Below are 14,623 nucleotides of genomic sequence, written 5' to 3'. Positions count from 1 at the left end.
TAACGTTAACATCCGTATCAATGTAGTCGAAAATTTCTGACAACATAAAGGCGCAACGCAATTCTTTTGATGTTGCGCGCCCACTGTCCACATTGCGTGCGCGCCACGCAGACCGGAGTCGCAAGTCATGGCAAATCTCAAATCAACCCTGTGCGCACTGGCCGTGTGTAGCCTGGGTGCAACGGCCGTGCAGGCCGCAGATGTCGAAGTGCTGCATTACTGGACCTCGGGCGGCGAAGCCAAAGCCGCAGGCGAGCTGAAGAAGATGCTGGAAGGCAAGGGCGACCACTGGAAAGACTTTGCCGTCGCCGGGGGCGCGGGCGAAAACGCGATGACGGCTTTGAAGACACGTGTGGTCTCGGGCAACCCGCCTGCCGCCGCGCAACTGAAAGGCCCGGCTATTCAGGAGTGGGGCGATCAGGGCGTGCTGGTGTCGATTGACGACGTCGCCAAAAAAGACGGATGGGACAAAGTGCTGCCGCCGGTGGTGGCCAATGTGATGAAGTACAAAGGCCAGTACGTGGCCGCGCCGGTAAACGTGCACCGCGTTAACTGGCTGTGGATTAACGCCGACGCGCTCAAAAAGGTCAACGCCAAAGCGCCCACCACATGGGATGAATTCTTCAAAACGGCCGACGCGCTGCAGAAAGCGGGCATCCAGCCGGTGGCGATTGGCGGCCAGTCCTGGCAAGAAGCCGAGTTGCTGGAAACGGTGGCTTTGGGCGTGGGCGGCGCGGACTTCTACAAGAAAGCCTTTGTGAAACTGGACCAGTCCGCGCTGAAAGGCCCGACCATGATCAAAGTGCTGGAAACCTATCGCAAAGTGAAGAGCTACACCGACAAGGCCAACGCGGGCCGCGACTGGAATCTGGCCACCGCGATGGTCATCAATGGCAAAGCCGCGATGCAGTTTATGGGGGACTGGGCCAAGGGCGAATTCAGCGTGGCGGGCAAGCGCGCGGGCGTGGATTATTTGTGCGTGGCTGCGCCGGGCAGCGCCGGTGCGTATACGTTTAACGTCGATTCGTTTGCGTTCTTCAAGCTGAAAGACAAAGACGCGGCCAAAGGCCAACGCGACCTGGCGGGCTTGCTGATGAGCCCCGAATTTCAGGAGACGTTTAATCTGTACAAAGGCTCGATCCCGGCGCGTCAGGGCATGGATCTGAGCAAGTTTGACGAGTGCGGCAAGAAGTCGGCCGAAGACTTTAAAGCCGCCGCCGCCAAAGGCACGCTGGTGCCGAGCTGGGCGCACGATATGGCGATTTCGCCTGCGGTGGAAGGCGCGATTTATGACGTGGCAGGCCAGTTCTGGAACGACGATACGATGACGCCACAAGTGGCCGCCGAGAAGATCGCCGCCGCGGCGCTGACCAAATAAACCGCTGGGTTTATCGCATTAAAAAAAGGGCGCGTCGTGGCTGACGCGCCCTTTTTTATAAGCCGGCGGCGTTTACTGCACGGCGCTGCGGCTAAACTGGCCTGGACGGAAACCCAGCGCGCCCAGCGTGCCGAAATACGCCAGCAACCCCGCCGCAACCAGCACGCCCAGTCGCGCAATCCGGATCGGCATCAAGCCGGTATCCCACGCGGGCATCAGCCACATCACCGCGCCCAGAACCGCGGCCATCACCACCACACCCATCACCAGCTTGAGCATGAACAGCGCCCAGCCCGGCTGCGGCGTAAAGATGTTTTTGCGGCGCAATTGCCAGTACAGCAGGCTGGCGTTGCAACATGCGCCCAGACCGATTGCCAGGGCCAGGCCAGCGTGTTGCAGTTTCCAGATAAAGGCCAGGTTCATCAGCTGGGTAAACACCAGCGTAATCACCGCCATCTTGACCGGCGTTTTGATGTCCTGCCGCGCATAGAAGCCGGGCGCCAGGATCTTGACCATGATCAGACCGATCAAGCCCACCGCATAGGCGATCAGCGCTTGCTGGGTCATCCAGGCATCGAACGCGCCAAATTTCTGATACTGGAACAGCGACGACACCAACGGTCCCGAGATCACCGCCAAGGCGACGGCCGACGGCAGCGCCAGCAGCATGCACAGCCGCAAACCCCAATCCAGCAGGCGCGAATATTCTTCCGGACTTTTGCTGGCGTGCGCCTTGGCCAGCGACGGCAGCAGGATAGTGCCCAGCGCCACGCCCAACACGCCGGTAGGAAATTCCATCAAGCGATCGGCGTAATACATCCACGAAATCGAACCGGGGCGTAGCCACGAGGCAAAAATGGTGTTGATCAGCAGCGAAATCTGCCCCACCGACACGCTGAAAATAGCGGGGCCCATTTGCCGCAACACGCGCCAGACGCCGGCGTCTTTAAACTGCAAACGCGGCAGCACCAGCATGCCGATTTTCTTCAGATGCGGCAGTTGATAACCCAGTTGCAGTATGCCGCCCGCGATGACGCCCCAGGCCAGCGCCACAATCGGCTGCGCAAAATGCGGCGCAATCACCAGCGCGAAAAAGATCTGCGACACGTTGAGCAGCGTGGGCGCAAACGCGGGCACCGAAAAGCGGTTCCACGTGTTGAGAATGCCGCCGGCCAATGACGCCAGCGAGATCAGAAAAATATACGGAAAGGTAATGCGCAGCAGCTGCACGGTCAGATCAAAGCGTTCGGGCGTATTGGCAAAACCAGGCGCGGTAATCCACAGCACGATGGGCGCGCCGATGATGCCCAGCACGGTGACCACGGCCAGCACCATGGTCAGCAGACCGGCGATATACGAGACGAAAATGCGCGTGGCTTCCTCGCCTTGCGTGTTTTTGTATTCGGCGAGGATGGGCACAAAGGCTTGCGAAAATGCGCCTTCGGCAAAAATACGCCGCAGCAGATTGGGCAGCTTGAACGCCACATTAAAGGCGTCGGTGGCCATGGTGGCGCCAAACATGCGCGCCACGATGGCGTCGCGTGCAAAGCCAAGCACGCGCGAGGCCAGCGTCATGGAACTGGTGGTGGCCAACGATTTGAGCAGATTCATAGACACTTGGGAGGGGCGTTCGAGACGAAGCACGCATCATATCGAATGTGGGGCGCAACAGAGAAGTTGCATTGCGCTGCCAGCTCCGCTAGAATCGGCGGTTTCCGAATTGGCCTCAGCCCGTTGCTGTAGCAGTTTCGGGTAACCAAAGATATCGTCAGGAGTTAGAACACATGGCAAACAGCGCCCAAGCCCGCAAGCGTGCGCGTCAGGCCGAAGTGGCCCGTCAACATAATGCTAGTCAGCGTTCGGCATTCCGCACTGCGGTCAAAAAGGTGCTGAAGGCTGTTGAAGCTGGCGACAAGGCCGCTGCTCAAATCGTTTACCAGGCTTCGGTAAGCACGATTGACAGCCTCGCCGACAAGAAGATCTTCCACAAGAACAAGGCAGCTCGTCATAAGAGCCGTCTGTCTGCTGCAATCAAGGCCATGGCTGCCTGATTGTTGTAGCTGGAAGCTTCACAAAAAAACCCGCTCCGGCGGGTTTTTTTACGCCCGTTGCAAACGCATCGGGTGGGTCTGGACCCACCATTCAAAGCCATTTACGAGAACGCATACACTGGTGGGCTTGGTTGCCACTTTGGTTGGTGGGTCTGGACCCACCATTCAAAGCCATTTACGAGAACGCACACGCTGGTGGGCTTGGTTGCAACTTTGGTTGGTGGGTCTGGACCCACCATTCAAAGCCATTTACGAGAACGCACACGCTGGTGGGCTTGGTTGCCACTTTGGTTGGTGGGTCTGGACCCACCCTATGCTCACAGCCAGCTTTTGACCGCCCGGGCCACCTCGGCCACCACGCGCTGGTCCACGCAATCCAGTGGCGTGACATCATCCATACCGCGCAGCCACGTTAGCTGGCGCTTGGCCAGTTGCCGGGTGGCTGCGGTGCCTTTGTCTTCCAGCGTCTGCAGATCAAACAAGCCATCCAGATATTCCCACGCCTGGCGATAGCCCACGCAGCGCATCGACGGCAGTTCCAGCGATAACTGGTAATGCCGGCGCAGATCGCTCACTTCATCCAGCAAACCGTCGTCCAGCATCTGACTAAAGCGTTGGTTGATACGCGCGTGCAATACGCTGCGATCACTCGGCACCAGGCCCAGTTTGAGCAGCCGGTAGGGCAGCGGGGCGGCAGCGGGCGCGGCCAGTAGCGTCGACATCGGCTGGCCGCTGAGCATACACACTTCCAGCGCGCGGCCGATGCGTTGGCTATCGCCAGGCTCCAGCCGCGCCGCCGTGATCGGATCAAGCTGCGCCAGGCGTGCGTGCATGGCGGGCCAACCGTGTGCGGCGGCGTCGGCTTCCAGCTGCAGGCGCAATGCCGCATCGGCTTGTGGCAGATCGTGCATGCCGTGTTGCAGCGTATTGAAATACAGCATGGTGCCGCCCACCAGCACCGGTACTTTGCCGCGCGCCGTGATGTCGGCCATCAAAGCCAGCGCATCGTCGCGAAAGCGTGCCGCTGAATAGCTGGCTTCGGGCGAAATGATATCGATCAGATGGTGCGGCGCGCGCGCCAGTTCTTCTGGCGTGGGCTTGGCGGTGCCGACGTCCATATCGCGGAACACCAGCGCCGAATCAACCGAGATCAACTCCACGGGCAGCCCGCTGCTGACCAGTTCGATTGCCGACGCGGTCTTGCCACTGGCGGTGGGGCCCATCAAGAAAATGGCGGAAGGCAGTTGCGACATCAGGCGCGCGCTCGTCGACGAGAAATGGTGGTTAACAGCATGCTGGCACCCATGGCGATCAGCCCCGCGGGCAAAGCGGCCCAACCGCCCATGCTGGCGGCCAGCACCGGCAGCGCCAGAAAGCACAGTCCAAAACCGATCAGCCCGGTTAAAAACCCTCGCAATTGAAACAGCAAGGCATTGCGATCGCCGCTGGCCATGGTAAAGGCTGGGATCACCGTCGCGGCAACCGGCCCGCCCGACAACACGCCGGTCAGCGATTTACCCAACGTTTGCGACAGGCTGCTCAGCCCTACCACCAGCACAAAGGCCACGGCCATGCGGACGGCCAGTTCGGAGTGTGGCATATGCACGGCATGCGGCATGCCGCTGGGCTGTGGCAGCAGTTTGATCGCCAGGGCCAATGCGCCCAGTGCGCCGATACAGACCCATTGATTTTGTGCGAGCCCGGTGACGGCCAGCGTAATCGCCACCGCCAGATAAACGATCCAGCCGCACAGCAAACTGCCGCGCCAGCCCAAGCGGCCAAATGAATAACCCAGCGCCAGCATATACACCGCGTTGGCCCACAAGCCCGACGGGGCCGAGCGTGCCGTCGCCAGTGCGTAGTCCTGGCCAAACGCCATCCATAGCGCGAGAGTGACGCAGCCCGCCACCAGCGGCAATCCGCCGATCAGACCGGCTACATTGGGCCCCCAGCGTTTGCCGGCCAGGCTGGCCAGGCCGATTACCAACGGGCCGGCCAGCAGCTTGGTCGCCAGCGCCAGGCTCATTACTGGCCCCGCATAAACAGTTTGTCCAGATCGTGCATGCCCAGGCGGAACCACGTCGGACGGCCGTGATTACATTGGCCCGAGCGTTCGGTGGCTTCCATTTCGCGCAGCAGCGCATTCATTTCCGGGATGGTCAGCGCGCGGTTGGCACGCACCGCGCCATGGCAAGCCATGGTCGCCAGCAATTCATTCTGGCGGCCGGTCAGCATCTGGCTGGCGCCCACTTCGCGCACATCTTTGATGACCGAGCGCGCCAGTTCCACCGCATCGGCGTCCTTCAGCAGCATCGGGATGCCGCGAATGGCAATCTGCGTTGGCGACGCCACCGACAAATCAAAACCAATGCGCGTGAACGCATCGGCGTTGTCTTCCACCGTGGCCACTTCAAAACGGTCGGCGCTAAACAGATGCGGGATCAGCAAGGGCTGCATCGGCATATGTTCCAGATCCAGCGCGTTCTTGAGTTTTTCGTACACCACGCGTTCGTGTGCCGCGTGCATATCGACCACCACCATGCCTTCGGCCGCTTGCGCCAGGATATACACACCGTGCAATTGCGCCAGCGCAAAGCCCAATGGCGGGATACCGTCTTCGCTGTCCTCCGGCATGGTGCGCGCGGCCACGTTGCTGGCGCGCAGCGGTGCCGGCGCAAAGCCATTGGCGGTAAACATGGGCGCGGGTGCGCTGCCTGCGTTGGCAGGCTCGACGCCCGGATCACGGCGCAAATCGCCAAACATGCGGTCGTACATGGCCATCGGCTCGCGCACCACGCCCATCGGCATGGGTTGCTGCCGCCACGGCGTTTGTTGCGGCTGCGCCGGGGAGGGTGCGGGCGCTGCGGCTGGCGCTACCTCAAAACCCTGTGCCGAGACTGGTGCGACCAGCAGCTCGCCGGTTTCTGGATCAATGCCCGCGGGCACCTGCCCGGCGCGGGTGGTGGCCAGCGCTTTTTTCAGGCTGGTCAGTAAAAAGCGGTAGATGGCTTGGGATTCACGAAAACGCACTTCGATCTTGGTCGGGTGCACGTTAACGTCGACGCCTTCAGGGTCGAGTTCCAGAAACAGACACCAACTGGCGTGGCGATCATGGTGCAACACGTCGCGATAGGCTTCGCGTAATGCGTGGGCGATGACTTTGTCGCGCACAAAGCGGCCATTCACAAAAAAATACTGGGCATCGCGGCTGGCTTTGGATTGCGTTGGGCTACCAGCCAGACCCCACAGGCGCAGTGGCCCTGCGGCTTCGTCGATTTGCACCGCATGCAGCGCGAAATCATCGCCCAGCAAGGCCGCGCAACGCTTGTGCACATCGCCGCGCATCACCCGCAGATTGGCGCGGCTGTTGTGGATTAGCGTGAACTGTTTGTCCGGATTGGCCAGCGCCAGGCGCGTGACCATATCTTCGCAATGCGCAAATTCGGTGCTGTCGGATTTGAGAAACTTACGGCGCGCGGGGGTCTGGTAATACAGATCGTGCACTTCGATGGTGGTGCCGACCGCCAGCGCGGCGGGCTCAGGCTCATGCAAACGGCCGTGGTCCGATTCAACGCGCCAGGCATGCGGCGCGCCATCAAAGCGGCTGGTCAGCGTCAGACGGCTAACCGAGGCAATCGAGGCCAGACCTTCACCGCGGAACCCCAGCGTGGCCACTTTTTGCAGATCGTCAAAATCGCGGATCTTGCTGGTGGCATGGCGATGCAGGGCCAGCGCCAGATCATCGCGCTCGATGCCATGACCATCGTCAATGACCTTGATCAGCTTGGTGCCGCCCGCAATCAGTTCGACGCCGATATTTTCGGAACCGGCATCAAGGCTGTTTTCCAGCAATTCTTTGAGCGCGGACGCGGGTCGTTCGACCACTTCGCCCGCTGCGATCTGGTTGACCAGTTGATCGGATAAAAGCTGAATGCGCGGCATGGGCGAGGGCGGGGCGGGGAAAGTTGAGGATTATATCAGCGCCAGGCCGACCCCGTCGGCAGCCTGGCGCGCAAGGGCGGGCCGCGTACGCAACTACGCTTTGTGCAGCGGCGCCCAGCCTTCCACTACATCCTCGCCTTCAAACGCCGCCACTTGCGCCAGCCGCGTGCGCGCGGGCGGCGGGTTCTTCACAAAGTAACGCTTGATGCCGTTATGCAGCGCCGAGGCCATTTTCACCTGATAGGCATCGTCGATCAGTTTCTGCTCTTCGGCCGGGTTGGAAATAAACGCGGTCTCGACCAGGATCGACGGAATATCGGGCGCTTTGAGCACGGCGAAACCGGCTTGCTCCACCGAGCCTTTATGCAGGCGGTTGAGCGAACCCAGCTCGTTGAGCATCGCCTTGCCAAACTTCATGCTGTCGTTCAGCGTGGCGGTTTGCGTCAAATCCATCAGCGTGTGCGCCAGATATTTATCTTGCGTGCTGATTTTTACGCCGCCAATCAGATCGGCATCGTTCTGTGTTTGCGCCAGCCATTTGGCGGCGGTGCTGGTCGCACCTTTATCAGACAGCACAAACACCGACGAACCGCTGGCATCGGGCCGGATAAATGCGTCGGCATGGATGGAGACAAACAGATCGGCCTGCACCGCGCGCGCTTTTTTAACGCGTACGCCCAACGGCACAAAGAAGTCGGCATCGCGCGTCATCACCACGCGGATATTGGGTTCGCCTTCCAGCAAACCTTTGAGCTTGCGCGCAATCGACAGCACTACGGTCTTCTCGTAATTGCCTTGCGGGCCGACCGCGCCCGGGTCTTCACCGCCATGGCCGGGATCCAGCACCACCGTAATCAGCCGATCCACTTTCAGCTTGCTGCGGTCCACCGGCTGCCCGGTTTCAGCTTTGGCGATGGCGTCGCGATTGTCTTGCGCGCTCTGATCGACCGGATCGGGCTGGCTGGCCGGGGCCGACTGCTTGCCTTGGTTGGCCTGGCTGCTTTGCGGCGCGCTGCTTTTATCGTCCAGCTTTAAATTGGCAGGCGGCGCGGCATCGCCATTGTTCTGGTCATCCAGAAACGCCAGCAGCGGGTCTTTCTGCACCGTGGGGTACAGGTCGATCACCAGGCGATATTTGTATTCAGCTACCGGGTCGAGCGTAAACACCTGCGGCTTGACCTCGGATTTAAGATCAAGCACCAGCCGCACCGTGCCCGGCTTGAAGCGACCCGCGCGCAGCAATTTGATGTAGGGATCATCATCGCCGACCTTGCCTTCCAGCTTTTGCAGCTCGGCATTCAGGTCCACGCCTTCCAGATCGACCACCAGCCGGTCCGGATTTTTTAACGAAAATTGTTTGAAAGCGAGTGGTGAAGTCGCTTCGATGGTGACGCGCGTATACGCCTGGGCTGGCCACACGCGCACCGAAACCACATTGGCATTGGCGGCCGCACGCGCCATGCCCACGGGCACAACGCTTAAAACCAACGACGAAACCGCCGCACGCAATACGCGTCGGCGGGCATTATCCGGGGTCAGGACGGGGTGGCGAATTGCTCGAGACATGCCGAACCGGTCTCCGTAAGTGCTTGAATTTCAATATTTCTGCCGTCGTGATGCGGCTTCAGTGTAACCATGAGGTCGGGTTGTGGCAGCAGGCCTTTGGCTTGATCAGCCCATTCGATCACGCAAATGGACTGTTCATTAAAATAATCGCGAAAGCCTGCATCGACCCATTCCATCGGGTCTTGAAATCTATATAAATCAAAATGATACAAGTTTAAATTAGAAACAGCATAAGGTTCAACCAGCGTGTAAGTGGGGCTCTTCACGCGGCCGCTATAGCCCAAGGCGCGTAACAGGCCGCGCGTGAGCGTGGTTTTGCCCGCGCCCAGGTCGCCTTGCAAAAACAGGACCACACCGCCATGCAGCACGCGCGCCAGTTCCGCCCCGATCGCTAATGTGGCGTTTTCGTCAGGCAAAAAGCGGCATGCAGTATCATTTGCCTTATGCAAAATGAATTTCCCTCTGTTGAATCCGGCGGTCTGGACCTGACCGCGCTGGCGGCCCGTATCAAAGCGTGGGCGCAAGAGCTGGGCTTTGCGCGCGCGGCGATTACGGACACCGATTTATCCGCCGCCGAGCCGGCATTGACTGAATGGCTGGCGGCCGGGTTCCACGGCGAGATGGATTATATGGCACGCCACGGTCTGACACGCGCGCGGCCCGCAGAACTGGTGCCGGGCACGGTGTCGATTGTCAGCGTGTTCATGCCGTATCTACCTGCTGGCACCTCCAACGCTGAAGCGATGTTGCAGGATGGCAGCAAGGCGTATCTGTCGCGTTACGCACTGGGGCGCGATTATCACAAGGTTTTGCGTAACCGGCTGCAAAAACTGGCTGAGCGCGTGCAGGCCGAGATCGGGCCGTTCGGCTTTAGGGCATTTGTCGATTCCGCGCCGGTGCTGGAAGTGGAACTGGCCAAAAAAGCCGGCCTGGGTTGGCGCGGCAAACATACGCTGTTGCTGAATCGCGAATATGGCTCGTTTTTCTTTATTGGCGAATTGTTTACCGATTTGCCGCTGCCGCCTGACCCGCCCGAGCCCAACGAACATTGCGGCCGCTGCACGCGCTGCCTGGGCGCCTGTCCCACGGGCGCCATTGTGGCGCCGTACAAGGTTGATGCGCGCAAATGCATCTCCTACCTTACTATCGAGCTGAAAGGCAGTATTCCAGATGAATATCGCCCGCTGATTGGCAACCGCGTGTACGGCTGCGATGACTGTCAGCTGGTATGCCCGTGGAACCGCTTTGCCGTCGATAGCAAAGAAGCCGACTTTGCGGTGCGCCACGGGCTGGACGATGTGTCACTGGTTGAATTGTTTGGCTGGGACGAAGCCACCTTCCGTGAGCGCATGGCCGGTAGCGCCATCCTGCGCATCGGCCATGAGCGCTGGTTGCGCAATCTGGCGGTGGGCCTGGGCAACGCGCCGACCCGTCCTGACATTGTTTCTGCATTGCAATCCCGCATCAACGACCCCAGCGAACTCGTGCGCGAGCACGTGGCGTGGGCCCTGAACAGGCATGCTGCATGAATCCAACGCTCCAGCCCCAGGGCGATACTGCTCTGGTTTTGACGGTTTCCACCGCCCTGGCGGACCAACAACGTTTATGGCGCATGCAACGGCTGCTGCAGCAGCGCTTTCCGGACTGGTGGCTAGTGCTGGGCGTGGGCAATCTGACGGTGCGCTTTGACCCGCTGACCTCGCGCGCCGCACTGATCGAACAAGGGATGCAAAGCGCCTGGACCGATAGCCGCGATGCTGAACCAGTGGTGGGCCAGCGTCATGATATTGCGGTGCAATACGGTGGCAAAGCGGGGCCCGATCTGGCCGTCGTGGCCGAGCACAGCGGGCTGACGCCGCAGCAAGTGATTGAACTGCACGCCGCGCAGGATTACGTGGTGTATTGCATTGGTTTTCTGCCGGGCTTTCCCTATCTGGGCGGACTGGATGAACGCTTGATCATTCCGCGCCGCGACCAGCCACGCCAGAAAGTGCCAGCCGGATCGGTGGGCATCGGCGGCATGCAAACCGGTATTTATCCGTGCACCTCGCCGGGCGGTTGGCATCTGATTGGCCGCACCCACACGCGTTTGTTTGACGCCACCCGGATGCCACCCGCTTTGTTGGCGCCCGGCGATAGCTTGCGCTTTGTGCCTGGCACGGAGCACGCCGCATGAGCCTGCGCATTCTTAAAACCGGGCCGCAATGCAGCGTGCAGGATCTGGGCCGTTTTGGCGCCAGCCAGTGGGGCGTGCCGGTCGGTGGCGTGATGGATATTCCGGCCTTGCTGGTCGGTAATCTGCTGGTGGGCAATGCGCCTGAACTGGCGGCGCTTGAAGTCACACTCGGTGGTTTGCACGTGCGCTTTCAGTCCGATGCCGTCATCGCCCTGACCGGCGCGTGGGTGCCCGCCACGCTGGATAAACAGCCGCTGCCATGCTGGCGCAGCGTGCCCGTGCGCAAAGGTCAGACGCTGGCGCTGGGCTGGGCTGAGCAGGGCGCGCGCAGTTATTTATGCGTCAGCGGCGGTATCGACGTGCCCATCGTGCTGAACGCCCGCGCCACCGATCTGGCCAGCGGCTTTGGCGGTTTTGAAGGCCGCGCGCTGAAAGTCGGCGACATCTTGCCTTTGGGCGTGTGGGATGGCCATGCGCCGCAGGCCAGTGTGCGCGCGCCCGAACGCGGCGAAGTGCTGCGCATCTTGCCGGGCACCGAATGGACTGCGTTTAGCCAGGCCGCGCAAAAAGCGTTGGTCAGCGAGCCGTGGCGCGTTACGCCCGACGCCAATCGCATGGGCGCGTGGCTGGCAGGGCCGGATCTTGGCCTTGATCCGCCGCTGGATTTGCCGTCGCATTCAGTGCAACGCGGCGTGATTCAGGTGCCACCCTCGGGCCAGCCCGTGCTGTTGCTGCCCGATGCGCAAACCACCGGCGGCTATCCCAAGATCGCCCAGGTCATCCGCGCCGATATCTGGCGCATGGGGCAGTTCCGGCCTGGTGACAGCATCCGCTTTGTGGAAGTGACGATGCCGCAAGCGCTAGCGGCTTTGCAGGCGCAGCGGCAATGGCTGGTGCAAATCGAAAACCAACTGAAGTGGCGCATCCAATGAAGATCGATCTGAACGCCGATCTGGGCGAGGGCTATCCCTACGACGAAGCGCTGATGGCCCAGATCAGCTCGGCCAATATTGCGTGTGGCGGCCACACCGGCGACGCCTTGTCGATGCGGCACACCGTGCGCCTGGCGCTCCGGCATGGCGTGCGCATTGGCGCGCATCCCAGCTATCCGGATCGGGCGCATTTTGGTCGGCGCAGTCTGTTGATCAGCCACGAGGCGCTGCAAGCCAGCCTGAGCGAACAGATCGCCGTATTACGGGCCATCTGCCAGGACGAGGGCGCGACGCTGGCGTATGTAAAGCCGCATGGCATGCTCTACAACGATGCCGCACGCGATATCACCATCGCCGATTGTGTGTTGCGCGCCGTGGCGGAAGTCGACGCCAGTCTGCACATCATGGCGTTGGCGGGCAGCGACTTTGCCCGGCATGCGGCGCATATGGGCTGGCAGGTGATCGAAGAGGGCTTTGTGGATCGCGCTTATCAGGATGATGGCCAGTTGGTGCCGCGGACCTTGCCCGGTGCGGTGCTGGCCGATGACGCGCAGGCATTGCAACAGGCGCTGGCACTGGCGGCGGGCACGGTGCAAACCCAAAGCGGTAACACCTTGACGCTGCGGGTGGACAGCTTGTGCCTGCATGGTGATAACGCGCATGCGCTGGATTTTGCGCGCTTGGTGCGCGCTCAATTATGCGAATCGTCGGCGTAAAAGTAATAATTTACCAATTGTGGTGGGCATAGTCCGGCGCATCGCGCACGCGCGATCCGGACAATGACATTTTATTGAAATGTCATAAAACGGTCCCTCACCATGAGCAATGCTGACATCGCGCTTGACGGTGTGCCCCCTGCGCTAGCCCCGCAAGCCACGGCTCACCCCGCCGCCACAGGTCATCCCAAAGGCTTGTATCTGCTGTTCGCCACCGAAATGTGGGAACGCTTTTCTTATTACGGCAACCGCGCGCTGCTGGCGCTGTTTATGGTGAATGCGCTGCTGTTCGACAAACAGTTTGCCGCATCGCTGTACGGCAAATACACCGGCCTGGTTTACCTGGCGCCGCTGGTTGGCGGCTATGTGGCGGACCGCTGGTGGGGCAATCGGCGTTCGATCATGCTCGGCGGCCTGGTAATGGCGGCGGGCCAGTTTGCCTTGTTCTGGGCGGGCAGCAGTCTGCATAACGCGCCCTTGGCGCACGGGCTGTTTTATTGCGGCCTGGGCCTGATCGTGGCGGGCAATGGCTTCTTCAAACCCAATATCTCCAGCATGGTGGGCCAGCTATATACGCCCAATGACCGGCGCAAAGATGCGGCTTATACGATCTTTTATATGGGCATCAACCTGGGCTCGTTTATCGCGCCGTTGCTGTGCGGCTATCTGGGCGATACCGGCAATGCCGGCGATTTCCGTTGGGGCTTTTTTGCCGCGGGTATCGGCATGCTGTTGTCGCTGGTGGTGTTTGGCGCATTCCACAAACGCTATCTGGTCACGCCCGATGGCGCGCCTGTGGGTCTGGCGCCGCAGCGCGTCGCCAAAGGCGCAAGCCGCGTCGCTGCGGCGCCACTCACCCCGGCGGAAAAGCAACGCATGGTGGTCATTGGCGTGATTTCGTTCTTCGTCATTTTCTTCTGGTCGGCATTTGAACAAGCGGGCGTGTCGCTGACCTTCTTTGCCGAAGAAGCCACCGATCGCATGCTGTTTGGTTATCAGATTCCCACTTCGTGGTTTCAGTCGCTTAATCCCGTCTTTGTGCTGATCTTTGCGCCGCTGATGGCGCAGCTGTGGAGCGCCTTGGGCCGCCGCAACCGCGAACCGGCATCGCCCACCAAGATGGCGTGGGGCTTGCTGTTGCTGGCTGCGGGTTATCTGATCATTGGCTTTGGCGTTAAAGACATGTCCGCCAGCGTCAAGGCCAGCATGTTCTGGCTGGTGGCGATGTATGCCATGCATTCGCTGGGCGAATTGTGTCTGTCGCCAATTGGCCTGTCGCTGGTCAACAAACTGGCGCCCGCGCGCTTTGCCTCGCTGATGATGGCAGTGTGGTTTACCGCCAATGCGGCGGCCAACTGGTTTGCCGGCATCCTGGCGGGCTTTTATCCCGATGGCGGCCGTGTGCCGAGCTTTCTGGGCTTTCAGATCACCGGCCTGCACGAGTTCTTTATGCTGTTTGTGGCGATGGCGTTTGCTGCGGGCGCAATCCTGCTGCTGCTGACGCGTCCGCTGCAAAAGATGATGCACGGCGTGCGCTGAGTTTTGCGATGGGATGATCGGGATGCGTGCTTGCAACAGTGGCCCGCATCCCGTTCTTGCGTCAGGGCGTGGGGTCACGCTACATTACGTTGTCATTTCTACCCGAAGATTTATCCACATCATGCATCGCGCCTTGTTTACCTCTGCCACCTTGTTGCCGCTTGCGGCCGGTGCAGTCGCGCGCGCAGCGTCGGGTTTGAATGCGGCCAACAAATCGAAAAAACGGATGCTCCGCTGACGGACTTCCGGGTTCCGTCGCGTGAGCGCCGACGGAACCTGCCTGGTAGTACCCCGCCTGATCCCTACCCCTGCAGACCTCGGCC

The 14,623-nt window shown here is 60.7% G+C and carries 13 protein-coding genes; 7 read left to right on the top strand and 6 right to left on the bottom strand.

All coding sequences use genetic code 11. From position 1 onward, the window contains the following. The first annotated feature begins 127 nt into the window (after positions 1–127). Complete coding sequence (locus WG78_RS09435; protein ID WP_053937559.1) at positions 128–1,378, top strand: ABC transporter substrate-binding protein; 1,251 nt, start codon at positions 128–130, stop codon at positions 1,376–1,378. 72 nt (positions 1,379–1,450) lie between these two features. Here the strand turns inward: WG78_RS09435 and murJ are convergent, their stop codons facing one another. Next, positions 1,451–2,989: a murein biosynthesis integral membrane protein MurJ gene (gene murJ, locus WG78_RS09430; RefSeq protein ID WP_053937558.1), complete on the bottom strand. Its 1,539-nt coding sequence runs from the start codon at positions 2,987–2,989 to the stop codon at positions 1,451–1,453. 173 nt (positions 2,990–3,162) lie between these two features. On the opposite strand from murJ, the gene rpsT reads away from it, so the two are divergent. Further along, entirely contained in the window at positions 3,163–3,429 is a 267-nt protein-coding gene (gene rpsT / locus WG78_RS09425; protein ID WP_053937557.1) for a 30S ribosomal protein S20, read from the top strand. 317 nt (positions 3,430–3,746) lie between these two features. On the opposite strand, the gene miaA is transcribed toward rpsT, so the two are convergent. The 5 genes from miaA to tsaE all read right to left on the bottom strand — a co-directional run bounded on the left by miaA (position 3,747) and on the right by tsaE (position 9,386). Then, positions 3,747–4,682 (bottom strand): tRNA (adenosine(37)-N6)-dimethylallyltransferase MiaA, encoded by a 936-nt coding sequence (miaA, locus tag WG78_RS09420; RefSeq protein WP_053937556.1) that lies wholly within the window; start codon positions 4,680–4,682, stop codon positions 3,747–3,749. Further along, a complete protein-coding gene (locus WG78_RS09415) occupies positions 4,682–5,455 on the bottom strand; it encodes a hypothetical protein (RefSeq protein WP_053937555.1) in 774 nt (257 codons plus the stop codon). The genes miaA and WG78_RS09415 overlap by 1 nt, the downstream gene beginning before the upstream one ends. After that, positions 5,455–7,371 (bottom strand): DNA mismatch repair endonuclease MutL, encoded by a 1,917-nt coding sequence (mutL, locus tag WG78_RS09410; RefSeq protein ID WP_053937554.1) that lies wholly within the window; start codon positions 7,369–7,371, stop codon positions 5,455–5,457. The genes WG78_RS09415 and mutL overlap by 1 nt, the downstream gene beginning before the upstream one ends. 93 nt (positions 7,372–7,464) lie before the next feature. Continuing rightward, complete coding sequence (locus WG78_RS09405) at positions 7,465–8,937, bottom strand: N-acetylmuramoyl-L-alanine amidase (RefSeq protein ID WP_053937553.1); 1,473 nt, start codon at positions 8,935–8,937, stop codon at positions 7,465–7,467. After that, positions 8,907–9,386, bottom strand: coding sequence for a tRNA (adenosine(37)-N6)-threonylcarbamoyltransferase complex ATPase subunit type 1 TsaE (gene tsaE, locus WG78_RS09400; RefSeq protein ID WP_053937552.1), 480 nt, complete (start codon positions 9,384–9,386; stop codon positions 8,907–8,909). Before tsaE ends, WG78_RS09405 begins: the two co-directional genes overlap by 31 nt. Here tsaE and queG point away from each other — a divergent pair. From queG to WG78_RS09375, 5 genes are all read left to right on the top strand, one after another. Continuing rightward, positions 9,381–10,466: a tRNA epoxyqueuosine(34) reductase QueG gene (gene queG, locus WG78_RS09395; protein WP_053937551.1), complete on the top strand. Its 1,086-nt coding sequence runs from the start codon at positions 9,381–9,383 to the stop codon at positions 10,464–10,466. The genes tsaE and queG overlap by 6 nt on opposite strands. Next, positions 10,463–11,113 carry a 5-oxoprolinase subunit PxpB gene (gene pxpB, locus WG78_RS09390; RefSeq protein WP_053937550.1) on the top strand — a complete coding sequence of 217 codons (651 nt, stop codon included), beginning with the start codon at positions 10,463–10,465 and terminating at the stop codon, positions 11,111–11,113. Before queG ends, pxpB begins: the two co-directional genes overlap by 4 nt. Beyond that, positions 11,110–12,045 (top strand): 5-oxoprolinase subunit C family protein, encoded by a 936-nt coding sequence (locus tag WG78_RS09385; protein WP_053937549.1) that lies wholly within the window; start codon positions 11,110–11,112, stop codon positions 12,043–12,045. Before pxpB ends, WG78_RS09385 begins: the two co-directional genes overlap by 4 nt. Further along, complete coding sequence (pxpA, locus tag WG78_RS09380) at positions 12,042–12,761, top strand: 5-oxoprolinase subunit PxpA (RefSeq protein WP_053937548.1); 720 nt, start codon at positions 12,042–12,044, stop codon at positions 12,759–12,761. Before WG78_RS09385 ends, pxpA begins: the two co-directional genes overlap by 4 nt. Positions 12,762–12,863: 102 nt before the next feature. Continuing rightward, on the top strand, positions 12,864–14,300 hold the full coding sequence (locus tag WG78_RS09375) for a peptide MFS transporter (RefSeq protein WP_083458883.1): 1,437 nt from the start codon (positions 12,864–12,866) through the stop codon (positions 14,298–14,300). Positions 14,301–14,623: the final 323 nt, after the last annotated feature.

Source organism: Amantichitinum ursilacus (genome assembly GCF_001294205.1).
In the GTDB taxonomy this organism is placed as follows: Bacteria; Pseudomonadota; Gammaproteobacteria; order Burkholderiales; family Chitinibacteraceae; genus Amantichitinum; species Amantichitinum ursilacus.
This window is presented reverse-complemented; position numbering and strand designations above follow the sequence as displayed.

Coding starts and splice junctions, on each gene's coding strand:
- WG78_RS09385 (WP_053937549.1), top strand. CDS start 11,110: ATGAGCCTGCGCATTCTTAAAACCGGGCCGCAATGCAGCGTGCAGGAT.
- rpsT (WP_053937557.1), top strand. CDS start 3,163: ATGGCAAACAGCGCCCAAGCCCGCAAGCGTGCGCGTCAGGCCGAAGTG.
- WG78_RS09415 (WP_053937555.1), bottom strand. CDS start 5,455: ATGAGCCTGGCGCTGGCGACCAAGCTGCTGGCCGGCCCGTTGGTAATC.
- WG78_RS09405 (WP_053937553.1), bottom strand. CDS start 8,937: ATGTCTCGAGCAATTCGCCACCCCGTCCTGACCCCGGATAATGCCCGC.
- pxpB (WP_053937550.1), top strand. CDS start 10,463: ATGAATCCAACGCTCCAGCCCCAGGGCGATACTGCTCTGGTTTTGACG.
- miaA (WP_053937556.1), bottom strand. CDS start 4,682: ATGTCGCAACTGCCTTCCGCCATTTTCTTGATGGGCCCCACCGCCAGT.
- murJ (WP_053937558.1), bottom strand. CDS start 2,989: ATGAATCTGCTCAAATCGTTGGCCACCACCAGTTCCATGACGCTGGCC.
- pxpA (WP_053937548.1), top strand. CDS start 12,042: ATGAAGATCGATCTGAACGCCGATCTGGGCGAGGGCTATCCCTACGAC.
- WG78_RS09375 (WP_083458883.1), top strand. CDS start 12,864: ATGAGCAATGCTGACATCGCGCTTGACGGTGTGCCCCCTGCGCTAGCC.
- WG78_RS09435 (WP_053937559.1), top strand. CDS start 128: ATGGCAAATCTCAAATCAACCCTGTGCGCACTGGCCGTGTGTAGCCTG.
- queG (WP_053937551.1), top strand. CDS start 9,381: ATGCAAAATGAATTTCCCTCTGTTGAATCCGGCGGTCTGGACCTGACC.
- mutL (WP_053937554.1), bottom strand. CDS start 7,371: ATGCCGCGCATTCAGCTTTTATCCGATCAACTGGTCAACCAGATCGCA.